Below are 24531 nucleotides of genomic sequence, written 5' to 3' on the forward strand. Positions count from 1 at the left end.
GGGCGATAATATAAGGAGGTTTATTTAACATGAGCAGGATCTACGATTTTATTACAGAAGCAGGAATGTTCTTCATTGCAACAAATGACGGAGCACAGCCTAAGCTGAGACCTTTCGGCTCACACATTGAAATGGACGGAAAGGTAATGTTTGCAGTAGGCGATTTCAAGGCTGTTTACAGACAGATGCTCGCAAACCCTCTCTGCGAGATAGTTGCCTGCAAGCCTGACGGAGTATGGCTTCGCTACACCGGAAAGATCGTTTTTGACGATGATCCGAAATACACTGAGGCAATGTATGCGACAAGTCCGCTTCTCAAGCAGATATACAACGAGCAGACAGGCTTTAAGATGAAGATATTCCACCTTGAAGATGCAACAGCATTTATCATGCCTCCTGTTGGTGAACCTGAGCGCATACTTTGATATTGTATAAAGTAAGGGGCGATGCAGATATCGCCCCTTTTCTGATACTAAAGAAAAAAGAGCGTCCCGATACGGAACGCTCTTTATTTACTTTTTCATGATCAAGCTCTCTCGACCTTACCAGAACGTAAGCATCTTGAGCAAGCGTAGATATGACAAGGAGTACCCTTGACGATAGCCTTAACACGCTTTACGTTAGGCTTCCATGTTCTGTTTGAACGTCTGTGTGAGTGGGAAACCTTGATACCAAAGGTTACGCCCTTTCCGCAGATATCACATTTTGCCATTAGGTTGCACCTCCTTAACTAACCTGTAAAAATACAACATGATTATTTTATCACATTATGAGAAAAAAAGCAAGTGTTTTTTGAAAAAAAAACAAAAAAATTTTTTAGTACCTGTAAAATCTCTTTTTTTACTTGAAATATATGCCGTTATGTTGTATAATATATATTGTATAACTATTGGCAGAGCTTTTGTGCTCTGCAACAGAAAGGAAAAATATGTTCTCAGGAGGATTAACAGGAGAGAGTGTGATGCTGTACGCCGCAAGGATAGCAGTTTTCCTTCTCGTAATACCAATACACGAATCAGCACACGGCCTTATGGCAAAAAAGCTTGGAGATGATACCGCCGAGCAAAAGGGAAGAATATCTCTTAATCCTATGGCACATCTTGATGTTACAGGTCTTGTCCTGATGCTTATACTTGGTTTCGGCTGGGCAAAGCCTGTACCGGTAAACACCTCTAATTTAAAGCACCCGAAGTCAGGATATGCAATGATCTCAGCAGCAGGTCCTGCTTCAAACCTTTTGGCAGCATTTATAGGCGCGGCGATATGTACTCTGCTTTTCTATACAGATTCTGGACAGGCTGCGGCTTATGAGATGGTGCTCAATGACTACAGCGGTGAATATGATGTAATAATCGCGGCCATGAGACTTCTGAGCTCATTTGTTTCACTCAATGTAGGACTTGCAGTTTTTAATCTGATACCACTGCCGCCGCTGGACGGCTTTAATCTTGTAAGAGCGTTTCTGCCTTTGCGGGCTGATCAATGGGTAGATGCACATCAGCGTGAGCTAAGTTCGGCATTTATTGTACTTATTCTTCTCGGCTCATATGTTCCTGAGGTAAGAGCACCGCTTATTTATGTGATAGACAAGGTGGAAAATCTGATATGGCTGTCTGTGGAATGGATTGAGCCGTTGATGACGAAATAAAGGTACTAATAATATTTGAAAGGTTTTTGAAATGAGCGTATTTTACAGACTTTTACTTGTACTTCTCGGGAGAGCACTGCTGATAGCTGCAATAATGCCTGTAGCAGCTTTTGTAAAGGCAGGTACAGCAAAGCTCCTCGGAGATGATACTCCTGCGAGAAACGGAAGATTGAGCCTTGATTTCCGCGATCATATGGATAAGCAGGGAATGCTCATAACTCTTGTTACAGGCATGGGCTGGACAAAAGAGATGAATTATGATGTTTCAAATCTGAAACGAATGAAGCTTGATATAGTCCTTATCTCTCTTGCAGCTCCGGTTACTTATTTCTTTATGTATGCTCTGACATACAATCTCTCGGCTTTAATATTTGATCTTGCACCGTCGTCAATACTGCTTGCGAGTCTTTTCAGGATACTGAGATCAGCAGGCTATTCGGGACTGTGCTTCGGTGTCATAGCCTTGCTTCCTTTGCCGCCGCTTGACGGATTTCAGATATTCTATCAGTTCTCGTGGCCGAAGTTCAGACGCTGGTATTTCAGTCATTATCAGAAGATAATGTACTGGTCACGCATGATCCTGCTGGGAATATTCGTACTTGACATCATAACAGAGGGAGAGGTATCTCTTATTGGTTTACTTGTTGACCTCTGGAGAATACCGCTTCGTCATCTTATCTTCTTTCATGTTGATATATCAGAGATAACGTGGAGAGTTATAAAAATAGTATTTGGTACGAACAACTTTTTTTATTTAACGGATTGATAATATGGAAAGTATTTCATTCAAGCTTGAGGTCTTTGAAGGACCTCTTGACCTGCTTCTCAGTCTTATCGCAAAGCATAAGCTGAATATATGCGATATTGAGATATCAAAGCTGCTGGAGCAGTACCTCATATATATAGATCAGGCGCATGAGCAGAACTTAGAGCTTGCAGGCGAATTCCTTGAAATGGCTGCAAGGCTCATATATATAAAGACTGCCTCGCTTCTTCCCCAGCCTGAAGAGGCTGAACAGATGAAGCGTGAGCTGGAAGGCGCACTCATAGAGTATTCGCTTTGTAAGATAGCAGCACAGAAGCTTGCTGATGCTTTTGTGGGCGGTGATATCTTTGTCCGCAGTCCTATGAAGATAAAGGCAGATATGACCTATACCCTTGTACATGAGCCTGAGAGACTTGCGATCGCTTACAGTGCTATATCGCTGAAAAATATAAAGTCCGAGCATGCGAAGCTCCACGTTGAGAATAAGATCAATTCAGTGGTTAAGCGTCGTATCGTTTCGGTAATGACTAAGGTAGTGCATATACTCAGACAGCTTTATGACTCAGGCGAGGTATATATGGACAGACTGTATGAGGGAGTTACCGACCGCTCGGCAAGAGTTGCCACATTTCTTGCAGTCCTTGAGCTTACAAGACACGGACGCATTACTATAAGCGATGACAATATGAAAATATTCTTCAAAGAAAAACAGAACGGAGTGAGAAAAACTTGGAGATCAAGGAAAAGCTCGGAGCAATAGAAGCTATTCTGTTCGCAAGCGGCGAACCTATCGAAATATATCGTCTTTCCGAGGCGAGCGGCGTTGACGCAGGTACACTCCCGTCCATGATAAGGCTTCTCAATGAGAGATATGAGGATTACGGCAGCGGTATCTGTATAAAGAAATTCGACAGCAGCTATCAGATGTGTACCCGTGAGGAATTTGCTACGCAGGTTCGTGCCGCTCTTGAGACCAAAAGATCCGCACCGCTTTCAAATGCCGCTATGGAGGCACTTACAATAATCGCATACAATCAGCCTGTTTCAAAGGGCTTCGTTGAGAATGTCCGCGGAATAGACAGTTCTTCCGTTATCAACAACCTTGTGGAAAAAGGGCTCGTTGAAGAAGCAGGAAGACTTGATGTTCCGGGCAAGCCCATAGTTTACAGGACTACTTCCGTGTTCCTGAGAAGCTTCGGACTGAGTTCTACCGCTGATCTTCCGCCTTTACCGGGGCAGAGTGATCTTGTGCTGGAGACAGAGGATGAATTTATAGCAAGGGAAACAGCTGAGTCACAGCAAATTACTGAATAATTCACGAAAGGAGCGGCAGGAATGATAGTACTAAAAATTCTGCTGTATATACTTCTTGCCGTTTTGGGTATTATCCTTATAGTTCTGATAATTCCCGCAGGAGGAGAGTTCAGCTATATCGACGGAAAGTTCACATATAAGATAAAGCTGTGGATATTCGATATAATGAACTCAGAAGGCGGAGGCCTATACAAATGGTGGAAAAAACGTAAAGCAAAGAAAAAGGATAAACCCGAAAAGCCGAAGAAGCCGAAGCCCGTCAAGGACAAAAAGCCTAAGAAGAAAAAGAAAAGGGAAAAGTACGAATGGGAAAAAGAACTTGACAATATTCCGGTAAATGATCCCGAAGCTGAAAGTATCGCTTCAGAGGCAGTTTCAGCTGCTGAGGTAACTGCAAGCGGCAGCGTTAACGAAAGTATCACTTCCGATGTTAATGAGACTGCGGAAAGCAGTGAAGAAAGCAAAAAAGAAAAGAAGAAAAAACAAAAGCGTAAAAAAGAAGATGAAGAATATCTCTTCGATGATGAATATGAGGAAGAGTCTGCTGAAGACGAGGAAAAGAAGTCATTCAGCGATAAGATAGAAAAAATAATAGACATATGGGAGAGCGCACAGCGTCCTGTGCTTAAAATATTCAAGGGCTTCAGGCTCAGTGATCTGTATATCGACTTTGAGATAGCCGATGAGGACGCCTGTGACTGTGCACTTAAATATGGAAAATATTCTGCTCTTATATACAACGGCATCGCATTTTTCTGCGAGCTGTTTACGGTAAGGGTGAAAACCATAGATGTTAGACCTGCTTTCGGCGTATCAAAAGGACGCTGGGACGCAGCGGGAAAGCTTTATTTCCGACTCGGAACATTGGTTATTGCAGGAGCATGGTTCCTGATAACATATTTTTTCAGAACATTCTTACCTGAAAAACTCAGAAAACGTAAAATGAAAAAATCCGCCGCAAGGCAGAAGTGAGGTATAAAATATGAGTGCAAACAAAACACCTGTAAGTGATCTTTTAGGTATCTCCATTGAAAAGATAAAGGAAATGGCAGATGTTAATGCTGTTATCGGTGAACCGATTAAGCTTCCCGACGGTACGACAATAATTCCTATATCAAAGATAAGCTACGGATTTGCTTCCGGCGGTTCTGATCTTCCTTCAAAGTATGACAAGGACCTTTTCGGCGGCGGAGCCGGTGCAGGAGTTTCAATAAAGCCTGAGGGATTTCTTGTTATCTCTCCTGACGGAGCTGCAAAAATGGTAAATGTCGAGCGTTCTACCGACCCTATAAGCAGAGTAATTGATAATGCACCTATGGTTATTGATAAGGTAAGCGGATTTATCAACAAGAAGAAAAAAGGCGATAAGGACGATTCCGTTTCCATCAACTGAGAATAACCCGCTGATGTGAGGCATAACCTTTAGTATAAATATTATGCGGAGGTATGCCCATGAAAAGGATTTTTGCTGTATTTGCGGCATTTGTTATAGTCTCGTCAGTTGTGCGCTGTGATAACGTTAATGCAGCTTCAGAGCCAGATATATCTGCAAAAGCTGCTGTACTTATCTCAGCCGATACAGGTGAGATCGTGTATGCAAAGAACTGCACGGAAAAGCTTCCTATGGCAAGCACTACAAAGATAATGACAACACTTCTTTGTCTTGAAAGCGGCGGACTTTACGACGAATTTGTTGCAGACAGGGAGGCCATAAAGGTGGAAGGCTCATCAATGGGCTTGCAGGAAGGAGATATCGTAACAAAGTACGCTCTGTGCTGCGGAATGCTCCTGCCATCAGGCAATGACGCTGCCAATGCGGCGGCTGTAAGAATAGCAGGCAGTATAGAGAGATTTGCTGAGATGATGAATGATCGTGCAAAAAAAATTGGGCTTTCAAAGACCTATTTCGTTACTCCCTCGGGACTTGAGGGAGAGGGACACGGTTCATCAGCTTATGATATGGCAATACTTGCCCGTGAAGCTCTCAGGAATGAGATTTTTCGCAGTATCTGCTCACAGGAAAGTATAAAGCTTGAATTCGGCGCTCCTCCTTATACAAGGTGGCTGAAAAACACCAATAAGCTCCTTGGAATGTATGACGGAGTTTACGGTGTAAAGACGGGCTTTACCGATGAAGCGGGCAGATGCCTTGTTTCTGCCTGTGAAAGGGACGGAAAAGACCTTATCTGTGTTACTCTCAATGACCGCAATGACTGGGACGACCATATCGCAATGTATGACTACGGCTTTGATACGGTAAATGTACTTGATGTGGCTTTGCCTGCGGATATGAAGGTCGATACTGTCGGCGGTACTGCTGACAGGCTAAGACTCGTACCTGAAAACAGCTCCGTCAAAGTATGTACTATGGCAGGAAATGAGGAGGATTTTCAGTTTACACTGCTTTCTGCTCCTTTTGTATATGCTCCTGTAAAGTACGGCGAGGTAGCTGCAAGGCTGAGGATAAGCTTTATGGGAAGAGAGACAGACACAATACCGCTGTATGCTGCGGAGAGTATATCAGCTGTGCAAAAAGATCATGAGGAAAAGGGAATATTAACGAAAATAAAAGAATTGTTCGGGAGCATTTTCTCCCGTTAAGGATAGGATAAAAAGTGGAAAAAATAAGAATACAGAAAATGATAGCCGATTGCGGCGTGTGCTCCCGCAGAAAAGCTGAGGAGCTTATAACACAGGGCAGAGTCAAGCTAAACGGTCATCCTGTAAAGCTTGGAGACAAATGCGGCTTCAAGGATATAATCACCGTTGACGGTGAACGAATCTATATGCCGAAAAAGCGCAGCTTCACATATCTTATGATGAACAAGCCGAGAGGATATGTTACTACCGTATCAGATGAGCTTGACAGACGCTGTGTAATGGATCTGCTCGAAGATGTTGAGGAGCGTGTCTATCCTGTAGGCCGCCTTGACCGAAATTCGGAAGGACTTCTTCTCTTTACCAATGACGGTGAATTTGCAAACAGTATCATGCACCCGAGCCGCCATATCTCAAAGACATACCGTGTTACTGTACGTCCCGATATTACTGATGAACAGCTTGTAAGGCTTTCGGAGGGCGTTGAGATAGACGGGAAAAAGACCCTCCCTGCTTCTGTTGTTGTAAAGACAAAGGAAGAGGGCAGAGTCGTTCTGCTTATGACTATTAAAGAGGGCAGAAACCGTCAGATACGTAAGATGTGCGAGGCTGTAGGTCTTGAAGTTGCAAGACTCCGCCGCATAAGCATAGGTCCGCTGAAGCTGGGTATGCTGAAGCCCGGCACCTACAGAGAGCTTACTCCCGAAGAACTGCGCGCTATAAGAAACGCTATCGGCAAGGAGAAGTGATATGCTGGAAATACAGGAAAGATTTGATACAGTCGGCTATGACGAGCTGAAAAAGTCGGCAGGAAGTGCCGAGCTTCATATCACAGAGGCGCTTGACAAGGGCGATGTTATCGGATTTATAGCTTATTCCTATGGCACTGACAGGACTGTGGTCTATGACTATAATGATGGCGGAGATATGATGCTCTGCGACGGTCTTGTGCGTTCGGTAATGCTAAAAAGTGTGCTGAAAGGGATAAATCATATGCTGTTCGAGCTTCCCGACAGCAGCAAATATGATGTGCTTAAAAAGCTCCGGTTTGTGGTCGGAGACAGCAGGCAGTGTACAGATCTCGGCAGTTTTATGAACGGCTGTGAGCACTGCAAAAATAAGAAAGAATAAATATGAAAGGAGCGATTTGGATTGCCTATCAGGATATCTTCAGAGCTTCCGGCATTCAAAACGCTTGGAGAAGAAAACATCTTCGTAATGTCGAAGGAAAGGGCAGAGCATCAGGATATCAGACCACTTAAAGTGGTCATACTGAATATAATGCCCAAAAAGATCGAGACAGAGAGTCAGCTTCTTAGACTTCTCAGTAATACGCCGCTTCAGGTGGACGTTGATCTGCTTCAGATGGCTTCTCATGTTTCAAAGAATACTTCCGTTCATCATCTTGATGCCTTTTACAAGACATTTGATGAGATACGTGATGACCGCTATGACGGCATGATAATCACAGGTGCCCCCGTAGAACTTCTTGATTATGAGCAGGTTGACTACTGGAGCGAAATATGCAGCATAATGGAATGGTCTAAAACACACGTTTTCTCGACTCTCTATATATGCTGGGGAGCTCAGGCAGGTCTTTACTATCATTACGGTATACCTAAGTATACTCTCGACCATAAGATGTTCGGCGTTTTTCCGCACAGGGCTGAGGTGAGCAATTGTCAGCTGCTCAGAGGATTTGACGATATATTTTATGTGCCTCATTCACGCCATACCGAGGTGCGGCGTGAGGATATCGAGCGTATCCCGCAGCTTGAGATACTTACTGTATCAGATATCGCAGGTGTGCATATCGTTGCCAATAAAAACGGCAGACAGTATTTTATCACAGGTCATTCAGAGTATGACAGGGATACCTTGGCTAACGAGTACAGACGAGATGTGGAAAAGGGCTTGGATATACAGATACCGTATAATTATTTCCCGGGTGACAATCCTGATAATGTGCCTGTATTTTCATGGAGATGTACAGCAAATCTAATGTTTTCAAACTGGCTCAATTACTGCGTTTACCAGAAAACACCTTATAATCTTGATGAACTTGAGGTGCGCAACTGGAACTGGCAGACAAGCTTATAAAAAGGAGAATTTAAAATGGACGATATGAATAACTACAACAACAATCAGTACAACAACGGAAATCAGTACAATAATGGCAACCAGTACAATAATGGCAACCAGTACAATAACGGGTATAACGGAAATAACCCTTTCACGGGAAATTATAACGGATATCCCCAGAATAATATGTACAGCGATGACGGTATGCCTGAGCAGAAAGGCAGCGGTTTCGCTGTAGCTGCATTTGTTATCTCACTTGTAAACCTTATATTATGCTGTACCTGTCTCAGTATAGTAACGGTTCCACTCTGTCTTATTTTTTCACTTGTTACACTGATAGGCAAGCGAAAAGGAAAAGGCTTTGCCATCGCAGCTATCATCATTTCAGTAATTTCTGCATTGTTCTTTGCTTACTACGGATATCTTGTGTATAAGGTAGCTCCCGACTTCGTTTATTTCGCAGAAAACCAGAACCAGATCATTGAAGAGTATGACAGAGACGGTTCTATCCCTGAGAGATTTGAGAAGTACAGAGATCCTAAGTACGATAAGTATTGGGATAGAATGGGCTATAAGAGCTTTGATGAATTCTTTGATAAGTTAATTGAGGAACAGAAGAAGAACAGAGAAGAGGCAGAGCAGGCTTACGAAAATGACCAGAAAAAAGACAGGAATACCGCAAGTTATATCGGAAATGACCTTGTGACGGTTGTATAAATTAACACCCCGGATCTTAAGATTCGGGGTGTTCTTTTGTCAGCTCATGCATATATTCCTCTGTGGATACAAGACCGCTGCGGTTATTTCGGAAGATACCGTAAAGACAATCGGGTGAACGTGTGATATAGTTCATGCCCTCACGGCAGGTAAGAGATATTTTGATTCCTCTATCCCTGAGTACAGGCAGGCTTTCGCGGCAAAGCGCGCCGAAAGGATATGCAAATACAATAGGTGATATGCCGCAGTTCTGATGAAGCTCTGTGTTGAGCAGTCCTATATCTGTACTGAGTATAAATGCGTATTCTTCGGGAGTTTCGTCTGAATTTATGGCACAGCCCTGTCTGCGGCTGCTTCGGGAGTGCATATCGTAGGTATGACTGCCGATATCAATGCGGTGTGAAGCTATGAGTTGAGAGATATCCTCCCATGTAAGGTATGAATATGTATCGGCATGGGGATCGGCAGGTGCATAATCATCTGTGTATCTGCCAACAATAGATACAACTGCGCACATATCGTACTTTTCAAGCAACGGCAGAGCTAAAGACAGATTATTGTAAAATCCGTCATCAAAGGTTATGAGAACAGGCTTGTTCGGCAGTTCACCTGTATTGTTGGTATAATCTATAAGCTGCTGTGCGCTGACACTTTCGTAGCCTTGTGCTTTCAGCCATATAAGGTCGTTCTCAAGCTGTGACGGGGAAACAATATAATCCGCAGGAGCTTTGTCACATACGCTGTGATACATTATTACAGGCAGGGGAACAGGCTTTTCATCGTAAGCTTCTGCGGCAGAAAAAACAGCATAACGCAGTGAAAGATACACCGTACAGCATACTGCGGTAAAAAACAGAAATATAAAAGAGCGGTGGCATCTCTTTAGTCCGAAGCATTTGTACATCGTAATCACCTCTCAATATCTTTATGACATAAAATGCTGAAAAATGACGATGAATGAAACGATACGGCTATCATATCCTCATGGTGGTGAGAATATACTTATTTCAAAGGAATTAATTGTGAGGTGAGTATATGACACGCCATAAACGCAGAAAAATCAAAGGAATCATCAAGTGCATCACAGTTGTTATGATGCCTGCAGTTATAGCCTCGGGCGTGCACGGAGTATCTGAGCTAAGGGCAGCCTTTTCCGATGCAAGAGCCTATACGCTTGACAGTACAGGTAGTTCATCAGCTAAGCATATCGAGATAACTTCTGAAAGCATAAGCAAAATAAAAAAGCAGGATGAACTTCTTTATGGCAGCAAGATACTGTCGGAGGGCTACGGTATTGAAGATGAAAGTGACAGATCAGGGGAGCTTGTGAGACTTCCCGATCCTCTCGACATGAAAGCCGACAGTGCAGGTGAAAAGCCTTATCCGACAACGTGGAATACTGATGGAGATATTGTTCGCCTTTCCTATGACAGATACAGCGGAAATGCGTTTTTTGACCTTGAAAAAGGCGGACAGGTCAATAACAAGACTGATATTCCTAATGAGACATTAAAGAAGGAGAGCAGTTTTCTGCCTAATTTTACAGTATCAGATAAAGACGAGCCTCTTGTTCTTATATATCATACACACACCACCGAAAGCTATGAACCCTATGTCCGCGAGCACTATGACAGCTCCTTCAATTATCGTACTACCGATAATACCAAAAATGTTGTAATGGTCGGCGATGCCATACAGGCTGAGCTTGAAGCACAGGGAATAGGAGTTATACACGCAACGGCTGTTCACGATTATCCGTCGTATAACGGCTCATACGGCAGAAGCCGTGAGACTATAATGCCCATACTTGAAAAGTATCCCAGCATAAAGGTAGTCCTTGATATACACAGGGATGCTATATCTGCCGAGGGAGTGGCATATCAGCCCTTTGTGGAGATAGACGGCAGGGAAGCGTCACAGATAATGATAATATCAGGCTGTGATGACGGCACACTGGGAATGTCGAATTATATGGAAAATTTTCACTTTGCCTGTGCTTTGCAGCAGAAGCTTGAAACAGATCATGCAGGACTTACACGTCCAATACTATTTGATTACAGGCACTATAATCAGGATCTTACAAACGGCAGTCTGCTCATTGAAGTAGGATCACACGGCAATACGCTTCAGCAGTCGCAGTACGCGGGACAACTGTTCGGCAATTCTCTCGGACAGCTTCTTAATTCTATGAAAAGGAGATAATATGCGAAAAAATAAAAAAATTACCACCCTCACAGCAGTATTTCTTTATCTGCTTCTGAGCGGCGGTTTGTGGATGTTTATAAATTCATATGCTAACTCTCATAATCAGATGAGTGAGGAAAAGATGATACCTGTCGGAATGGCAGTAACTCAAGACAAAGCCTCTGTTGAGATACTTGACCATTGCGGTGAATTCAGCCTTTCGGGAATAGCTCCTGACAGCAAGACCTACTGTGCGGCATATCTTGCTTCACCTGATGAACTGAAAGCGGCAGCATATATTATTTATTTATGTATAAAGGTTTGACTGCATAGTCTCATAGAACGAATTTAATTCCCCTGTATAGATAAGGTCAGCCCCAGGAAAAGTCCTGAAATCATCAGGCTTATAGAGACAAAATGCTTTTTCCAGCGGAATGCCTATCTTATCCATTGTATAAGCAACAAACTGCGAACAGACAAAGCTCCTTTCACGTTTCCATTCTATATTGAAGTAAACTGCAAGAAGTCCGAGCAGGTTGTATGAATAAACCTTACGGTGTTCCTCAAAGTGATTTATGATTATATTAAAGGCTTCCTTTTGTTCGTGAGAGACCTTTATACGGTATATTTCACATGGAATGTTATGATATTGACCGAGAGTACCCTTTCCCACAACTTCCTTGTTGAAGGTAGCGGGGAGCGGAAATGGCCGATATGTGCGGCAGAAGCTGTACATTTCGGAAAGATCAACATCACCTGACAGAGAAACATGATTATAAGGCTTTTTTGTGAAAAATTTGAAGAATCGTGCGGGTCGCGTACCTGTCTGCGCAACTATAAGATAAATATAGTCCCCCAAAACGTTCCCTCCTAATTTATTTTTTATAATTATAGCATAAATGCTTGCAAATTTCAAGAGTTTTTGATATAATAATAAAGTACATTTACTATTTGTGCGCCTGTAGCTCAGTGGATAGAGCATTGGCCTCCGACGCCATGTGCGCTGGTTCGATCCCAGTCAGGCGTATACCGAAATGGCTGAATACAGCCATAAAGCCGAAAGAGCGATCATCTGATATGTGTTTATTGCTGTCAGTTATTCGCTCTTTTTGTTTTAGGTAATAAATAGGTAATACATAATTTTGTGAAAATTGACATTTTTAAGGCTTTACACACTGTAATAATTTGGAGTGTGAAAATATGACCCGAAGAGAAAAAGGTGAAAACAAGGAGAGTCAATTGCAGGAAATAGCGGCAGAGGGTAAAATATATACATGGGCAACCTCGAAGAACTCACAAATAAAATGAACGTACAGAACAACAGGAAGGGAAGGCTTGAAACGTCCGTGTGATATCAATAAGAAATTGAAAGAATCGGGACTTTGTAGGTCTGAGTGAAAAAGCAAACCTTATTAATCAGAAAAAGAGATATTGACATAATATGTATAATGTGATATAAATATTTTAAAATTCATCAACTTAAAAAGTGAAAAAATTAATATCCATTACAGTTTTTTCGCAGCAAATTACTTTATATGATTGGAGAAAAAATGAATAAGAAAAATCTATTATTTGCAGCATTAATGTTAGTAAGCGGTCTTTTTCTGACGTTTGGTACATTTACTTTCTTTAAAGGGTGTCCTGCGTCCGATCATGTAATGATGTGCAGTGTCTCTGCAAAGATCGTTAGTGCATTAGGTATCATAACAATACTTAATTCCGCTATGCTTTTATTATCGAAAAAGAAAAGCTTTCAGACAGCTATTGCTCTTAATAATGCAATGATTTTTATTATGTCTGTACTTGTTCCCGCTTTTATTGTAGGTGGCTGTAAGATGAATTCGATGCGTTGTCATACAGTATCGTTCCCAATGATATATTTAGCTGCATCATTTGGAATTATTGTATCTGTTATTTTTTTATTAGTCAATAAGAATAAAGAGGAAGAAAGCAAGTGAAAAAGCTATATTTGCTTAAACTTCTTGTAAAGGACATTTTGCACAGCAATATTACATATGTTACAATTCTGACCATAATTGCATTTGTGAATTGTATTTCAATAATGGCTAATATTTGTTCTTATAGTTTTTCAAAAAGTATAAATAACGTTACTGATAAGCTTGGTGCCGATATTATTATTGTATCACAAGAGTATGATTCGGATCTTCAGGATATGTTGTTTATGGGGTATCCGAGCACATTGCTTTTTGAAGCTGATTTTTATGATGAACTGTTGAAAAAGGATTGCATAAAAAATGTGACGAAGCAATTGTTTTTATCATCTTTAAGCAGTTCATGCTGTGAATCGGAAGTTCAGTTTATTGTGTATGATGATACTTCTGATACTTTAGTGAATTCACTTATTGAAGAATATGTTCCTGAAAATGACAGAAGAGATATAATAATCGGTTAAAATATCCAGTATGAGATAGGTGATAAGGCTAAATTTTTTGATTGTATTTTCAGAGTAGCAGGAAAATTAGCACCTACCGGCATGGGGTATGATGATTGTATCTTTGTAAAAGAAAAAGTTGGTGAAAGCGTACTCAATTTTCTTAGAATAGAAAACAATAATACTAACTGTTCAATGATACTGATCAATGTAAAAGACGATGTAGCATTAGATTCAGCTTATAATGAGATATCTTCCATTGTAAAAGATAAAGATGTTGCTGTTTACAAGACAAATGAGATATTTAGTGACATCTCTTCCAAAGTCAGCATCTTTTCGGGATTGGCTGTATTCTTTGTTATCATTCTTGAAATAATATCATGCATTGCATTATTCGCTATTTTCACATTATCAGTTGAGACAAGAAAGAGCAGTATAGAGGCTTTGGATATTATTGGTGTATCTAATCGTAACAAGGCAATACTTATAATTTCAGAAGGAGTTATTTTAACCCTTTTCTCAGCTTTGATAGGCGAAATAATTGGTGTTTTGCTGCTCGTTATATTCAGAAGCACGATCGAAACGGCTTTGGGGCTTCCAATTATTGTGTCAGGCAGGATACTGATTACTGCGATAATAGGAATGGGCGTTTCTGTTGTAATATCTGTTGTTGCAAATGTTTATTCAGCATATCTGACATTTAAGATCAGCAATAAGGAAAAGAATTAATATGATAAAATGTGAAAATGTTTCTATTGATTATAAAAACAGAGAATGCATTCTTGAAAAAGTAAATATTTGTTTTGCACCATCTGAGGTATATGTTATAATCGGCAGTTCGGGAGCAGGAAAAAGTACGTTGATAAATTCCGTTTTAGGTTTTAAGAAACCTTCAACAGGAGTTATCAGCTATGACGATGTTGACATATATAGTATAGCCGATAATAAACGTGCTTCTTTGAAGAAAAAATTCGGTTATGTACCACAGAGTTACAGTTTGATCGACAGTCTTAGTGTCATGGAGAATGTTTGCATTGCTTCTTTATTTTCTGATCCTTTAAAAAAATTTGAGTCTGAACACGAAAAAACTGAAAGAATTTTAGAAACACTTAATATCAAGCACCTGATGAATGTTACGACAAAAAAGATCTCTGGCGGAGAAAAGAGACGTGTAGAGATTGCAAGGGCGTTTATAAAAGGTGAAGAAGTTATTGTTATGGATGAACCTACAAACAATCTTGATGATATGTCGGTTGAATATGTTAAAGGATTGATAAATGAGTATATGCAAAAGCCTGAATTTTACAGAGCAATTGATACTAAAGGAAAAAATATTGAAACACCTGCTTATATTGCAAGCAGCCAATATGAATTCTGGAAATAAAAAAAGAACGATCCTGTGGATTAACACAGGATCGTTTTTTATAGCCCTTGTAAGGCTTTCATTCTTGCTTTATCTTCATACATCATAGCATCTATCTCTTTTATAAGCTCGTCGAGATCCATGCCTTTCTTGTATTCTCCGCAACCCATTGCTATACTGTAGCCTCTGCTGTGGACGGCTTCTTTTATCTTCTGCATCATTATTTCGGTATCAGAACGTGAAGCTGACGGGAAAAGTATTTCAAACTCATCTCCGCCCATTCTGTAGAATCTGCATCTTGAAGGGATTATCTCGAATGTACTTTCAGAGACTGCAAGAATAGCTTTATCGCCTTCGTCATGACCAAGATTATCGTTTATCTGTTTAAGACCGTTCAAGTCAATAGATATAACGAACATCTGGTGCTTCTTCATAGTTAATATATCTCTGTAGAAGCAGTGTCTGTTAAGTGCGTTTGTCATAGCATCGCGGGTAAGGGTCTGTGTAGTGAAGAAAAGGTAATAGAACACACAGCTCAGAACAGCCATACCGCTTATAAGGTATCTGAAATGCAGGAAAGTGTTAAGAAGTGTCGCTGAAAAGATAGCTGCACTCAGAACTGTCAGGAAAATACTTTCCAGCCTCAGACCAAGTCTGAACTTTATAAGCGAAGCTGAAAGCAGCACACAAAGGTACATAAAGCTGAAAATGAAAGGAACAGCCGCAAATGTTTTTAATGTCTGATTTCCCATTTCATCAAATTGGAAAACGCAGCCGTTGAAAATGCTTATTATACAGACAATACAGTTTATAGTAGCCAGAATCTCCAGAGTACGTTTGACTCTTTTTCCGATAACTCCCGAAATAAATATAAATGGCATGATAACAGGACCGCTGATAGAATAGCTCACGGCAGCATTTATTTTCAAAAGCGTCAGATTTTCGCCTGTTCCCTGATAAGTGTATGCAATAATGTTGCATATAAGCATCACCAGCGAAATGGCGGTACCGATCATAAAGTAATTTTTTATTTTAGTGCTTACAGTTGAATTAAATATTAAGAACAGAAAGAGAGAAAGATTTGCAACAATGATAAGATAACTCATCTGTACAACATCTCTGATCATATGTCATTCCCCCCCATGTTAAATAGATGTTATAATTATTATAACATATTTTTTAAATAAAATCAAGAGCTTTCACAAAAATCTGCGTTTAATATCAAAAAAAATGTGCAAATCAGATAAAGAGACTGAGAGAGTTATATTTCTTTTTCTACAATAGAAACAGCCCATTCTGTATCAATGAGGAACTCGTCATTTACAGCAAGAGGTATCTTGAAGGACTCAGCTACCATGTCGTAGGATTTCTTATCGACACTTGTTCTGCCCCATTCGTTATTATCGAATTTTACAGCAAAACTGTGTGAGCCGTCCTCTTCCTTGTTGAAGTATATTTCCATAACGTTAAGATCCGGGAATGACTTCTGAAGTTCAGCTATGGCAAACACCTTCATTATCTCAAGGATACGGTCATCAAGGCCTTCATCGAGTATGATAAGCTTTTCACGGAGCTGATTTATATCAGAAACAACGCGCTTGGTATAGCTTTCGTTGAAATCGTAGCCGCTTTCATTGTCCTCGTTGATATGCTTCATAAATTCAACGGCTGATGAAGGATTACCCGGAACATAGCAAAGCAGGTATTTCTCGCTTACCTGATGATAGAGAGTAGGGTAGAAGATAAGAGACTTGTTATCGCAATGCGGACAGTGCCATGCGAATACTTCACCGCTTCTTATCATAGCTTTTATCTGAGGATCGGTCTTTGTGTCCATAGTTTCCCATACAAGCATTTCCGATTCGTGATTGCACTTAGGGCATTTTATCTTTTCCATATGACTTTTCGACATAGATATACCTCTTTTCATTTATTATTAAAACATAATTGTCGTTCAAGACAGCTATTTTATGAAAGAATTTACGCTCCGCGAACTCAGTTCGCGTTAATAACCGCCTGAAAGCGTTTATTAAGTACACATTAATTATAACATATTATAGTTGTTATTTCAAGTGGTGATGGACTTATACAGAATTGATCTTTAGGTCTGTTTCTTAGACATTTGGGTTCAGCTGACCTTTACTTTTGCTTTTTTAGCCTTTTCAAAGTCCATTTCTATGATATTGTCATCTGTAGGCGAAGTGATCTCATCATGAAGAGTATAGAAAACGAATGCGGCATTAATTATTTCGATAAGAGCAAGCAGCCTCAGGTCTATTGGATTATGTTCGTAGAGATATTTTAAAAGACACTGCACTGAACAAAACTGAGTAGTTGCGATCAGCCATGCTCTTTTCCTGTAATAAAAAGCGAAAATCACGAACATTATCTCAGTGAAATACATATATCTCTCATGCATATGAGGAAGAACAAAAGGAACGATAAATGAAGCAAGTGTGGCTATACCTATCACTGTTTTTGGGGTTATTTTCATATTCTTTCTGGTGATATAGTAGTACATGAAGATCAATACACATATACCTGCAAAATAAATACCGGCAGCACCGAGATTTTTATCATCAATATCCTCCAGCAAAGACCATATATTCGCAAGAGAAAGGGTCAGCTGAGGATACTGCTCGGACTGTTTGAAATAAACAGTAAGCAGCCGCATGAAATCTCCTCCTGCTATTGCAGCAGGGATTATGGATATTATATACATTATGGGTATCCATAGCAGTGTGCGCCAGCGGATTTTCCTGAGTATTACGAGTATGCCTATGAGAGGCGTCAGGAATATTGCCTGTATCTTGAAAGAGAAGGATATTCCAAGCATTATCATTGAAAGGCGGTCTTTTCCTTTTAACATATAATACAGGCTCATCACAAGAAATGTGGTGTATATAACATCACATTGCGCCCATGCAGCTGAGTTCAGCACTACTGTAGGCAGACAGAAGGTCACACCGAAAGCTATTACAGGCATATTAGAATCAGCCGGATCTTTTAACTGGACGATCTTCATGACGAATAATGACATTATGAAGTCGAATATTACAGAAATCAGTTTTATTCCTATATGTATCTCAAGATTGGTATAAGTAAGAGCCGCCAAGAAGTAATAATACATAGGCGTATAGTCGCCGATATCATCACTGACAGCTGCAAATCCGTTATTCTCTTCAATATAATAATACCATGGGGTCAGGAAAAGGTTAATGTCGTCCGTCAATTTGGGGAAAAGCTTGAATCTGAGTTCCGTGCCGAAAATGCATACAGCTATTATGAATAATACCCTGAGTACGGCGTCCTGATTTTTATTCAGCCATTCCTTAATTATTTTATAAGTATTGGATACGTTTTTCATTTGTGTTTGCCTCCAATAAAAAAGGCGTAAAGAAAACTGATATCATTACGCCTAAATAACATATAATAATTTTAACCTAAATCATAATTTTTGTCAATAGCATTACAAGCATAATAAGACAGACGAGCTTACGCTTTTTTGACATCAGCGCTGTTTTTGCTTATCAGCTTTGTAAAGGGCTTTTTGATGAAGCTGTTATACAGTTTCAAAAGTCCTACAGGTCCAAGCACTCCGACTAAGAAGTATACATAGCGGAACTGAGGAACATATTCCCAGCGGTACCAGTTTGATTCCTGAAAAGCCTCCACATCGAAATAGCGTACTTCTGTGAATTTGTTTATGGTAAAAAGGACGCAGTTAAGGAGATTGAAGAAAATGATGTGAAAACTCATTATATAGAATGTGTTTTCAGAAATGGAATTTACTATTTTGCTGTTGTAGAAGGGCTTGCCAATGAGGTCAACTACTTCGAGCCAGAAGAGGATACCGACAATTGATGAAATAAGCGGAGTTACAGCATATGGGCTTGTAAACTGATCCAGTGTTCCGAGACTGTCAAAAGCGAGATCATATTCATTTGGCAGTATCATTATTCTTATCATGTTTACCATCAGTAATCCGGCCAGCAGTAAAAGGTGATTGACTTTCTTGAGCTTTTCTTCCAGTACATCACGGTAAATGATACCCATTTCGATGAAAACAAGGAAGAATAATACCTTCAGCGGCAGGAGAAGCGCTTCGGGAAGCTCATGTCCTTTTGCATACCATACAGTGAATATATGGCAGGCTGTGAATAGTACAAGGAAAATTTTGCTGTTCCAGATCTTGTAAAGGAATTTTTTCAGTATTGCGTAAACTACCTGTACAGCGAACAGCATTGGTGCGAACCACATCGGCAGAGCAATTGTGGTAATTTCACCGCTGGTAAAGGTATTAAGAAAGGCTTTGGCTCTGTATTCAAACAAAAATGGCTCGACCGAACCTGATTTATAGCAAAGTATCAGCCACTCTATGACGATCGCAAGAGCTGAAACTACCCAGAACGGGATAAGCAGAGTCTTGAATTTCTTTAATGTGTATTTCCAGAGATTTGTTTCGTTGTTAACTCTGTTGAAATATCCTGATGTAAATACGAACATGGGCATGAAAAACGAGTTGAACGGAAAAAAGTTGGCGAATATATCAAAGGTGCCCCATGTGTGTGAATCCACGACCATAAGTATGCCAATGGCAGACAGGACCATGAATTTTTTGTTTTCTTTTGCCAAAAAAGATCACTCCTAAATAATAACAGATTTGCTTTAAAAGCTATTTATATAGAGCCACAGGTTTTACGTCCGTGACATCAATACCACGCACTCAACCCGCTTAAACAGTTTGCAGCTTAGATATGTAAAGAGTTTATTATGACAGGTCATTTTTTTCTCGATTTTTTGATCTGAAGCAATGCTTTGGCAATTTTCCAGTTAATGGTTGAATAAAAGGAGTCTATATCACAGTAGTTTTCTAATCTTTCAATATATTCACTCAGCCAATTGTAATATTTCCAGTCGAAAGGTTTAAATGCTGCTGAATATTTATATTTTACACTAAGCTTTATTCCGAATGCTAAACAATTCAAATCAAATGGATCATCTGATTTTACATAATATTTTAATAAATCATGATCAATAAATCTGTTTAAACCTTTAAAAATAATTTGAATTGTCATTTTAAATAGCTTTGTGTCAACAATGATAGCGTCTTTATCTTTATAAATTTTAGATCCCTTGGGAAGCGTTAGATCAAAACGCCTGTAAATTGCGCCATTTTGTGCATATTGTAAACAAACGCTGGAAGTGTCAGAAATAGTGGCTTTATTGGAATTATTAATAAAAACACTTCTGTTTTCCATATCTTCGGAAAATAGCTTCAAGAAACGATTATTCAATAATATTTCGGGGATATTTTTTTGATTAAGAGTGATCGTTTTTTCATTTTCGTCCAGTAAGTTGAAATAACTTGAAATAAATGTTGAGAATGATTCTAATAAACAGTATTCTATCAGTTCATTTACGATCGTACAGGGCTTGTTTTTTATGTCAATGAAATTGAACTTTGTATTTTTCCACTGATTCTTTATAGCAGCATTCTCGGCGAATGAAGCTTCTAAATATTCTTTCATATCCTCGCTTATTTTATATTCGGGTATGGATACTAAGTCTTTATTTTTATCATGAATGAATGTGCATTTAAAATCTATGGTTGTCGATAATCTTTTAATACTATGTAATAGCAATATCACTAATAAAACTGCTATTGATATTATTCCGAAGATAAGGCGGCTTTTGGCTTTTAAACCAAAGGCTTCAGTGACAGAATCAGAAATATAGTTAACGAGAATACCCAAAATTATGGAGTAAATAATGATATTTACCATATTTAAACGTTCATCAATGATTTTAACTTTTTTGTGCTGTTTCATTTTTTTCCCTCCGAGGTGTAATATTATATGTAGGAACTTTTTTTACTGACATCAATACTACGCACTCAACGTGCCGCGACTTACTCGATTTGATGTTTTCCTGCAAAATACTGTGCTTTCGAGTAGCGGGGGATATGTTCAATGCTCTTATCACTACGGGGAAACATAGCTGAAATAGTGCCAAGGTCGGCGTTCAAACGCCCAGATGCTTTTCAAATACTGCCATGATTTCTTCGACGCGCTTATCGCCGATGCCCTTGATTTGACGGAGGTCTTTTTCAACTTCCCGGAGGTCAATGGACTTGCCGTCTTTCTCCAGCAGTCCGTCGGCGTAGCGCATTAGGAAGGCTTGAAGCTCCTCACGGCTCATTTTCTTGATTGCACGATATGTATCGCGATCTATAATTTTCTGTTCTGCCATTAAGAACAATACTCCTATTAATAATAATTGAAAACGAATAAAAACGTTATCCTTAAGTCTTTCCGGAAGTTAGATCAGCAAGTGTAGTTCCATTTTGATCTTTCCATGTTTTCCAACCATTTCGTGCATTTCCTGTTATACAAGCGGCAGCTTGAGATGGTGTATTAAAAACTACGTCTTCTGTAAATACTCCATCAACAACTTTTCCTGAGCTGAACAATTCTTTCCGCTGTGAACTAATACTTGCACCGCAAGAAGGTGTTTCTGTTAGCGATAAAACAGATCCTTTTAGCACCATAAGTTTCTTCTCGCCAAGATAAATTGCACTTGCGTTGCATTTTCCAGAGACTAAGTAAAGAACAATTTCTTCGCTTAAGTCTCGACCGTAAAATTCAGCCCCCCATATGGAGATGAATTCACTAAACAGAGCTTCAGTTCTTCGCCTTATCATCTGTTCATTCCACTCGTTTTTTGCTTGACAAGTAGAGATTACTTCTTTAGCTACAAGTAATTCTGAGTACGTTTTCATACCCTTGGTTTTTCCTGAACCTTCAATTTTTTGCTTGATGCCATAATTTCTTAACGAGGCGTTTAATCGATGATTAAGCAGTGTCATGTTTCCAAGTTCATAGACTGCATTTTGTCTTGCCTCATATGCTAAATCAGTATCAGCGATAATTTTTCCTGTATCGTAATCTATTGCGGGTGTAGTATCAAGTCCCCAATACTCGCTCCATGATTGTGGCATTATATGTTCAAGACTAAAACTGTATTTTAATTCATGATGATCCATCTTACTGTCATCGTTTCTACGTTTCAGTTCTATCCAGAATAGTAATAAAGTAGCTATTTTATTACTTGGAACAGAGCATAAAGCTTTGAACACAGCACTGTCGTTCAGTTCATGACTTTTTGTATTAAGTTCGTCCTGAATTGTTGTTTTACCTGAAATAAGGAGAGCGCAAATTTTATTAAAGCTTTTAGTAGATACGCGGCAAATAGTATGGCGAATGACGAATGTTTCAACCGCTTTCAACTCATCCAGTAATTCTTTGGGCAATGATTTGGAGTCGTCAGTAACATACATCTTTAAAAGCTTTAAAACGTAAGAATGCAATGTCGAGACATCACAAACGTTAAGAATATGGAACAAACGCTGAATATCATTATCGTATGAATAATAAGTCATGTTGTCTTCTGTTTTGAAAAAGCGGCGATATAGGTCGCCATATTCAGCAATCTCTTTGATAAATCCTGTCAAGTCCGTTTGAGATAGTTTTGAAATGTATTCTTTGTATAAATCTGAAAGATCAGATATGGTGTGCACAACTGGATCATAAAACTCTTTTATAAGAGCTACACAATGAAGCAGTATTTCTAAGTTATCACGAGACATTCTTCCAACCTGCTGAATATATGACCAGTAGTCAACGCAGGCATTATCCTTTATAAAGGTCTTTTCCCATTCATCTCTATATAACGATTCAACAGTGTCTTTATCATCAGAAAGTTCCATTGCCCGCTGGAAAAGAGCGTTTTTAATCGTATCAGCACAAGTAAGTCTTACACCAGCGGAATTAATCGTATCGAATATTGCTTGCTCTCTATCATCACTTTCGAGATCAATTTTAACAAGTATTTTTTGTTGATCGTCAAAAAGCAAATCCCATATAATACCGCTTTTAGTGGGATCATTCAGTAGACGTTTGCAGAAATACTTGTAGCATTTCAATATTCCGCTTTCAGTTGGTTTATTGTCTTTCGTTGCTTCACTATCTAATGTGATGCTATCCAATTTAGTGAAATATTCGCCTTCAATGACTTTGCGGTAGTCATCACGATCTAATACAGAATGTTTAATCTTGATTTCACGTTGTGATGAAGTTTTCTTTCTTTTAAAGAAAAGCATATCTTTCAAATCAGATGTCATATCCTTCATTACGTCATCATCTTCTGATTTCCCTTTTGAAAAGACATCATAGCAAGCTCTTACGAGGATTGTTAGCGTAGTAAGTCGTTGTTGTCCATCGACAACAGACCAACGTGGAACTTCACCTGAAGCAGTTTTTATCACTTTTAGAATGATCGAGCCTAAAAAGTGACTTTGTTGGTTGTCTATTAGATTCTCAAATAAATCTTCCCAGTTTGTTTCTCCCCAGACATAAGGACGCTGGAAATACGGAATTTCAATACTCATCGTTGCGGTCAAGAATCCTAATTCAGTTTCATGCGCCTGCATTTTTACTCCCCCTAATAATAGTAAAGTATAATGACGTGATGCTTGTATATTACCTTTAATTATACCACATATCGAACAAATAAGTCAAGTTGATGCGGCGCAAAAATAGCTGCCGTGACGGAATTCTCTTTATATGATCACCGGCTGTTGAATAATAAGCTGATACAAACAAATACAAATCTGTATAAATCAATATAAACCGATATAAAAATATAGAAACCTATATAAAACTTGACTTGCAGCAACAAATATGGTATAATAATCGTTGATGTGCTAAGGAGGAAAGACTATGAATATTGCTATCAATGAAAAGTGGATTTCTGTTGATGAGGCAGCAGAATACCTTTCAATTAAACCAGCGACATTAAGAGAATGGATAAAAAAACACCCAAGCCTTCCTGCTCATAAAGTCGGTAAACAATGGCGATTCAAATTAATAGAATTAGATGAATGGGTTAAAAGTGGGAAAAGCTCACTTGCAGAGGAGACAAAATGAGGACGATTTTACTTAGCTTCAAATCAGACATTTATCAACATCTTCAGACAGGAGAAAAGATATTTGAACACAGATCAGTATTTCCTGATGAGCCAATAAAAGCATATCTGTATATTAGTAAACCTGTGATGGCGATTGGCGGTGTGCTGGAGCTTAGCAATAAAACAGCAATTGCTGAATGGAAAGACACATATAAAGATGATCCTGAGGTTGTCCGCAGAATAGATAAATATCTTTCTCAGCATAAATATGCTATGCAAATTAATAGCTTTCAAGATACGAATATGATTTCCTTACAAAAGATAAGGTCGATCTTTCCGTCATTTGTTGTTCCGAGAATGTATTATTTTATAGATGATTCACCGCTATTAAAATATCTTGAATCAGAATTACACCCCAAGTGTCAGCTGATCACCCATGATTTTTCAAAGATAGATCGCAACGATATTTGCGTTGAATGGAAATGAGAACTATAGGAGA

The 24531-nt window shown here is 39.4% G+C and carries 30 protein-coding genes and 1 tRNA gene; 21 read left to right on the forward strand and 10 right to left on the reverse strand.

The annotated features are described in order from the left end of the window. Positions 1 to 29 precede the first annotated feature (29 nt). Entirely contained in the window at positions 30 to 425 is a 396-nt protein-coding gene (locus L870_RS17960) for a pyridoxamine 5'-phosphate oxidase family protein (RefSeq protein ID WP_037272559.1), read from the forward strand. A gap of 101 nt (positions 426 to 526) precedes the next feature. Here the strand turns inward: L870_RS17960 and rpmB are convergent, their stop codons facing one another. Then, positions 527 to 712, reverse strand: coding sequence for a 50S ribosomal protein L28 (gene rpmB, locus L870_RS0114690; RefSeq protein WP_019678047.1), 186 nt, complete (start codon positions 710 to 712; stop codon positions 527 to 529). A gap of 249 nt (positions 713 to 961) precedes the next feature. Here rpmB and L870_RS17965 point away from each other — a divergent pair, with 249 nt between their 5' ends. The 11 genes from L870_RS17965 to L870_RS0114745 are packed head-to-tail and all read left to right on the forward strand — an operon-like array spanning position 962 to position 9125. After that, positions 962 to 1648, forward strand: a complete 687-nt coding sequence (locus L870_RS17965) for a site-2 protease family protein (RefSeq protein ID WP_051411600.1) — start codon at positions 962 to 964, stop codon at positions 1646 to 1648. A 31-nt stretch (positions 1649 to 1679) separates the two neighbouring features. After that, positions 1680 to 2414, forward strand: coding sequence for a site-2 protease family protein (locus L870_RS0114700; protein ID WP_028518786.1), 735 nt, complete (start codon positions 1680 to 1682; stop codon positions 2412 to 2414). A 4-nt stretch (positions 2415 to 2418) separates the two neighbouring features. Then, positions 2419 to 3174, forward strand: a complete 756-nt coding sequence (locus tag L870_RS0114705; protein ID WP_028518787.1) for a segregation and condensation protein A — start codon at positions 2419 to 2421, stop codon at positions 3172 to 3174. Next, the gene (gene scpB, locus L870_RS0114710; RefSeq protein WP_028518788.1) at positions 3144 to 3728 is read left to right on the forward strand and encodes an SMC-Scp complex subunit ScpB; all 585 of its coding nucleotides are present in this window, start codon (positions 3144 to 3146) and stop codon (positions 3726 to 3728) included. Before L870_RS0114705 ends, scpB begins: the two co-directional genes overlap by 31 nt. 21 nt (positions 3729 to 3749) lie before the next feature. Beyond that, positions 3750 to 4700, forward strand: a complete 951-nt coding sequence (locus L870_RS0114715) for a hypothetical protein (RefSeq protein WP_028518789.1) — start codon at positions 3750 to 3752, stop codon at positions 4698 to 4700. A gap of 10 nt (positions 4701 to 4710) precedes the next feature. Continuing rightward, the gene (gene ytfJ / locus L870_RS17970; RefSeq protein ID WP_037272562.1) at positions 4711 to 5121 is read left to right on the forward strand and encodes a GerW family sporulation protein; all 411 of its coding nucleotides are present in this window, start codon (positions 4711 to 4713) and stop codon (positions 5119 to 5121) included. A 59-nt stretch (positions 5122 to 5180) separates the two neighbouring features. Beyond that, the gene (locus L870_RS17975; protein WP_037272565.1) at positions 5181 to 6329 is read left to right on the forward strand and encodes a D-alanyl-D-alanine carboxypeptidase family protein; all 1149 of its coding nucleotides are present in this window, start codon (positions 5181 to 5183) and stop codon (positions 6327 to 6329) included. 14 nt (positions 6330 to 6343) lie between these two features. Continuing rightward, positions 6344 to 7075 (forward strand): pseudouridine synthase, encoded by a 732-nt coding sequence (locus tag L870_RS0114730; RefSeq protein WP_028518790.1) that lies wholly within the window; start codon positions 6344 to 6346, stop codon positions 7073 to 7075. 1 nt (position 7076) lies between these two features. After that, positions 7077 to 7457 (forward strand): hypothetical protein, encoded by a 381-nt coding sequence (locus L870_RS0114735; protein WP_028518791.1) that lies wholly within the window; start codon positions 7077 to 7079, stop codon positions 7455 to 7457. A 21-nt stretch (positions 7458 to 7478) separates the two neighbouring features. Continuing rightward, on the forward strand, positions 7479 to 8426 hold the full coding sequence (gene metA, locus L870_RS0114740) for a homoserine O-acetyltransferase MetA (RefSeq protein ID WP_028518792.1): 948 nt from the start codon (positions 7479 to 7481) through the stop codon (positions 8424 to 8426). A gap of 15 nt (positions 8427 to 8441) precedes the next feature. Further along, positions 8442 to 9125 (forward strand): hypothetical protein, encoded by a 684-nt coding sequence (locus tag L870_RS0114745; protein ID WP_028518793.1) that lies wholly within the window; start codon positions 8442 to 8444, stop codon positions 9123 to 9125. Between the two features lie 16 nt (positions 9126 to 9141). On the opposite strand, the gene L870_RS0114750 is transcribed toward L870_RS0114745, so the two are convergent. Continuing rightward, positions 9142 to 10029: a polysaccharide deacetylase family protein gene (locus tag L870_RS0114750; protein ID WP_028518794.1), complete on the reverse strand. Its 888-nt coding sequence runs from the start codon at positions 10027 to 10029 to the stop codon at positions 9142 to 9144. 131 nt (positions 10030 to 10160) lie between these two features. Between L870_RS0114750 and spoIIP the strand changes: the two genes are divergently transcribed. Both spoIIP and L870_RS0114760 read left to right on the forward strand, forming a co-directional pair. Then, entirely contained in the window at positions 10161 to 11327 is a 1167-nt protein-coding gene (gene spoIIP / locus L870_RS18770; RefSeq protein WP_051411601.1) for a stage II sporulation protein P, read from the forward strand. 1 nt (position 11328) lies between these two features. Then, positions 11329 to 11634, forward strand: a complete 306-nt coding sequence (locus tag L870_RS0114760) for a hypothetical protein (RefSeq protein ID WP_028518795.1) — start codon at positions 11329 to 11331, stop codon at positions 11632 to 11634. On the opposite strand, the gene L870_RS0114765 is transcribed toward L870_RS0114760, so the two are convergent. Continuing rightward, a complete protein-coding gene (locus L870_RS0114765; protein ID WP_028518796.1) occupies positions 11617 to 12168 on the reverse strand; it encodes a hypothetical protein in 552 nt (183 codons plus the stop codon). The two genes, L870_RS0114760 and L870_RS0114765, sit on opposite strands and share 18 nt — an antisense overlap. Positions 12169 to 12264: 96 nt before the next feature. Here L870_RS0114765 and L870_RS0114770 point away from each other — a divergent pair. The 5 genes from L870_RS0114770 to L870_RS0114795 all read left to right on the forward strand — a co-directional run bounded on the left by L870_RS0114770 (position 12265) and on the right by L870_RS0114795 (position 15085). Further along, a tRNA-Arg gene (locus tag L870_RS0114770) sits at positions 12265 to 12336 on the forward strand. 523 nt (positions 12337 to 12859) lie between these two features. Beyond that, complete coding sequence (locus L870_RS0114780) at positions 12860 to 13267, forward strand: DUF4418 family protein (RefSeq protein WP_028518797.1); 408 nt, start codon at positions 12860 to 12862, stop codon at positions 13265 to 13267. Further along, positions 13264 to 13722 (forward strand): hypothetical protein, encoded by a 459-nt coding sequence (locus L870_RS0114785; RefSeq protein WP_028518798.1) that lies wholly within the window; start codon positions 13264 to 13266, stop codon positions 13720 to 13722. The genes L870_RS0114780 and L870_RS0114785 overlap by 4 nt, the downstream gene beginning before the upstream one ends. Positions 13723 to 13803: 81 nt before the next feature. Further along, a complete protein-coding gene (locus L870_RS0114790) occupies positions 13804 to 14430 on the forward strand; it encodes an FtsX-like permease family protein (protein WP_028518799.1) in 627 nt (208 codons plus the stop codon). A gap of 1 nt (position 14431) precedes the next feature. Further along, a complete protein-coding gene (locus L870_RS0114795) occupies positions 14432 to 15085 on the forward strand; it encodes an ATP-binding cassette domain-containing protein (protein ID WP_028518800.1) in 654 nt (217 codons plus the stop codon). Positions 15086 to 15123: 38 nt separating this feature from the next. Here the strand turns inward: L870_RS0114795 and L870_RS0114800 are convergent, their stop codons facing one another. The 7 genes from L870_RS0114800 to L870_RS17985 form a co-directional block, all read right to left on the reverse strand. Further along, complete coding sequence (locus tag L870_RS0114800) at positions 15124 to 16191, reverse strand: GGDEF domain-containing protein (RefSeq protein WP_028518801.1); 1068 nt, start codon at positions 16189 to 16191, stop codon at positions 15124 to 15126. A 134-nt stretch (positions 16192 to 16325) separates the two neighbouring features. Continuing rightward, on the reverse strand, positions 16326 to 16976 hold the full coding sequence (locus tag L870_RS0114805) for a CpXC domain-containing protein (protein WP_028518802.1): 651 nt from the start codon (positions 16974 to 16976) through the stop codon (positions 16326 to 16328). Positions 16977 to 17192: 216 nt separating this feature from the next. Beyond that, the gene (locus L870_RS0114810) at positions 17193 to 18431 is read right to left on the reverse strand and encodes a hypothetical protein (RefSeq protein WP_051411602.1); all 1239 of its coding nucleotides are present in this window, start codon (positions 18429 to 18431) and stop codon (positions 17193 to 17195) included. A gap of 128 nt (positions 18432 to 18559) precedes the next feature. Next, complete coding sequence (locus L870_RS0114815; protein WP_028518804.1) at positions 18560 to 19699, reverse strand: acyltransferase family protein; 1140 nt, start codon at positions 19697 to 19699, stop codon at positions 18560 to 18562. Between the two features lie 146 nt (positions 19700 to 19845). Next, a complete protein-coding gene (locus tag L870_RS0114820; protein WP_028518805.1) occupies positions 19846 to 20895 on the reverse strand; it encodes a hypothetical protein in 1050 nt (349 codons plus the stop codon). A gap of 193 nt (positions 20896 to 21088) precedes the next feature. After that, positions 21089 to 21316 carry a hypothetical protein gene (locus L870_RS0114825; protein WP_028518806.1) on the reverse strand — a complete coding sequence of 76 codons (228 nt, stop codon included), beginning with the start codon at positions 21314 to 21316 and terminating at the stop codon, positions 21089 to 21091. A 52-nt stretch (positions 21317 to 21368) separates the two neighbouring features. Next, positions 21369 to 23555 (reverse strand): DUF4357 domain-containing protein, encoded by a 2187-nt coding sequence (locus tag L870_RS17985; RefSeq protein WP_051411603.1) that lies wholly within the window; start codon positions 23553 to 23555, stop codon positions 21369 to 21371. A gap of 289 nt (positions 23556 to 23844) precedes the next feature. On the opposite strand from L870_RS17985, the gene L870_RS0114835 reads away from it, so the two are divergent. Next, complete coding sequence (locus tag L870_RS0114835; RefSeq protein WP_028518807.1) at positions 23845 to 24051, forward strand: helix-turn-helix domain-containing protein; 207 nt, start codon at positions 23845 to 23847, stop codon at positions 24049 to 24051. Continuing rightward, positions 24048 to 24518, forward strand: a complete 471-nt coding sequence (locus L870_RS0114840; RefSeq protein ID WP_028518808.1) for a hypothetical protein — start codon at positions 24048 to 24050, stop codon at positions 24516 to 24518. Before L870_RS0114835 ends, L870_RS0114840 begins: the two co-directional genes overlap by 4 nt. The last annotated feature ends 13 nt before the right edge of the window (positions 24519 to 24531 follow it).

Origin of the sequence: Ruminococcus flavefaciens ATCC 19208, from assembly GCF_000518765.1 — a bacterium.
Classification (GTDB): Bacteria; Bacillota; Clostridia; order Oscillospirales; family Ruminococcaceae; genus Ruminococcus; species Ruminococcus flavefaciens.

Excerpts from the sequence above, each read along its gene's own strand:
- L870_RS0114700 (WP_028518786.1), top strand. The coding sequence starts at position 1,680 with ATGAGCGTATTTTACAGACTTTTACTTGTACTTCTCGGGAGAGCACTG.
- L870_RS0114835 (WP_028518807.1), top strand. The coding sequence starts at position 23,845 with ATGAATATTGCTATCAATGAAAAGTGGATTTCTGTTGATGAGGCAGCA.
- L870_RS0114760 (WP_028518795.1), top strand. The coding sequence starts at position 11,329 with ATGCGAAAAAATAAAAAAATTACCACCCTCACAGCAGTATTTCTTTAT.
- L870_RS0114750 (WP_028518794.1), bottom strand. The coding sequence starts at position 10,029 with ATGTACAAATGCTTCGGACTAAAGAGATGCCACCGCTCTTTTATATTT.
- L870_RS0114810 (WP_051411602.1), bottom strand. The coding sequence starts at position 18,431 with ATGAAAAACGTATCCAATACTTATAAAATAATTAAGGAATGGCTGAAT.
- L870_RS17985 (WP_051411603.1), bottom strand. The coding sequence starts at position 23,555 with ATGCAGGCGCATGAAACTGAATTAGGATTCTTGACCGCAACGATGAGT.
- ytfJ (WP_037272562.1), top strand. The coding sequence starts at position 4,711 with ATGAGTGCAAACAAAACACCTGTAAGTGATCTTTTAGGTATCTCCATT.
- L870_RS17975 (WP_037272565.1), top strand. The coding sequence starts at position 5,181 with ATGAAAAGGATTTTTGCTGTATTTGCGGCATTTGTTATAGTCTCGTCA.
- L870_RS0114780 (WP_028518797.1), top strand. The coding sequence starts at position 12,860 with ATGAATAAGAAAAATCTATTATTTGCAGCATTAATGTTAGTAAGCGGT.
- rpmB (WP_019678047.1), bottom strand. The coding sequence starts at position 712 with ATGGCAAAATGTGATATCTGCGGAAAGGGCGTAACCTTTGGTATCAAG.
- L870_RS0114790 (WP_028518799.1), top strand. The coding sequence starts at position 13,804 with ATGGGGTATGATGATTGTATCTTTGTAAAAGAAAAAGTTGGTGAAAGC.
- L870_RS17965 (WP_051411600.1), top strand. The coding sequence starts at position 962 with ATGCTGTACGCCGCAAGGATAGCAGTTTTCCTTCTCGTAATACCAATA.
- L870_RS0114825 (WP_028518806.1), bottom strand. The coding sequence starts at position 21,316 with ATGGCAGAACAGAAAATTATAGATCGCGATACATATCGTGCAATCAAG.
- L870_RS0114735 (WP_028518791.1), top strand. The coding sequence starts at position 7,077 with ATGCTGGAAATACAGGAAAGATTTGATACAGTCGGCTATGACGAGCTG.
- L870_RS0114795 (WP_028518800.1), top strand. The coding sequence starts at position 14,432 with ATGATAAAATGTGAAAATGTTTCTATTGATTATAAAAACAGAGAATGC.
- L870_RS17960 (WP_037272559.1), top strand. The coding sequence starts at position 30 with ATGAGCAGGATCTACGATTTTATTACAGAAGCAGGAATGTTCTTCATT.
- L870_RS0114745 (WP_028518793.1), top strand. The coding sequence starts at position 8,442 with ATGGACGATATGAATAACTACAACAACAATCAGTACAACAACGGAAAT.
- L870_RS0114805 (WP_028518802.1), bottom strand. The coding sequence starts at position 16,976 with ATGTCGAAAAGTCATATGGAAAAGATAAAATGCCCTAAGTGCAATCAC.
- L870_RS0114800 (WP_028518801.1), bottom strand. The coding sequence starts at position 16,191 with ATGATCAGAGATGTTGTACAGATGAGTTATCTTATCATTGTTGCAAAT.
- L870_RS0114820 (WP_028518805.1), bottom strand. The coding sequence starts at position 20,895 with ATGAAACAGCACAAAAAAGTTAAAATCATTGATGAACGTTTAAATATG.
- L870_RS0114715 (WP_028518789.1), top strand. The coding sequence starts at position 3,750 with ATGATAGTACTAAAAATTCTGCTGTATATACTTCTTGCCGTTTTGGGT.
- L870_RS0114840 (WP_028518808.1), top strand. The coding sequence starts at position 24,048 with ATGAGGACGATTTTACTTAGCTTCAAATCAGACATTTATCAACATCTT.
- spoIIP (WP_051411601.1), top strand. The coding sequence starts at position 10,161 with ATGACACGCCATAAACGCAGAAAAATCAAAGGAATCATCAAGTGCATC.
- L870_RS0114705 (WP_028518787.1), top strand. The coding sequence starts at position 2,419 with ATGGAAAGTATTTCATTCAAGCTTGAGGTCTTTGAAGGACCTCTTGAC.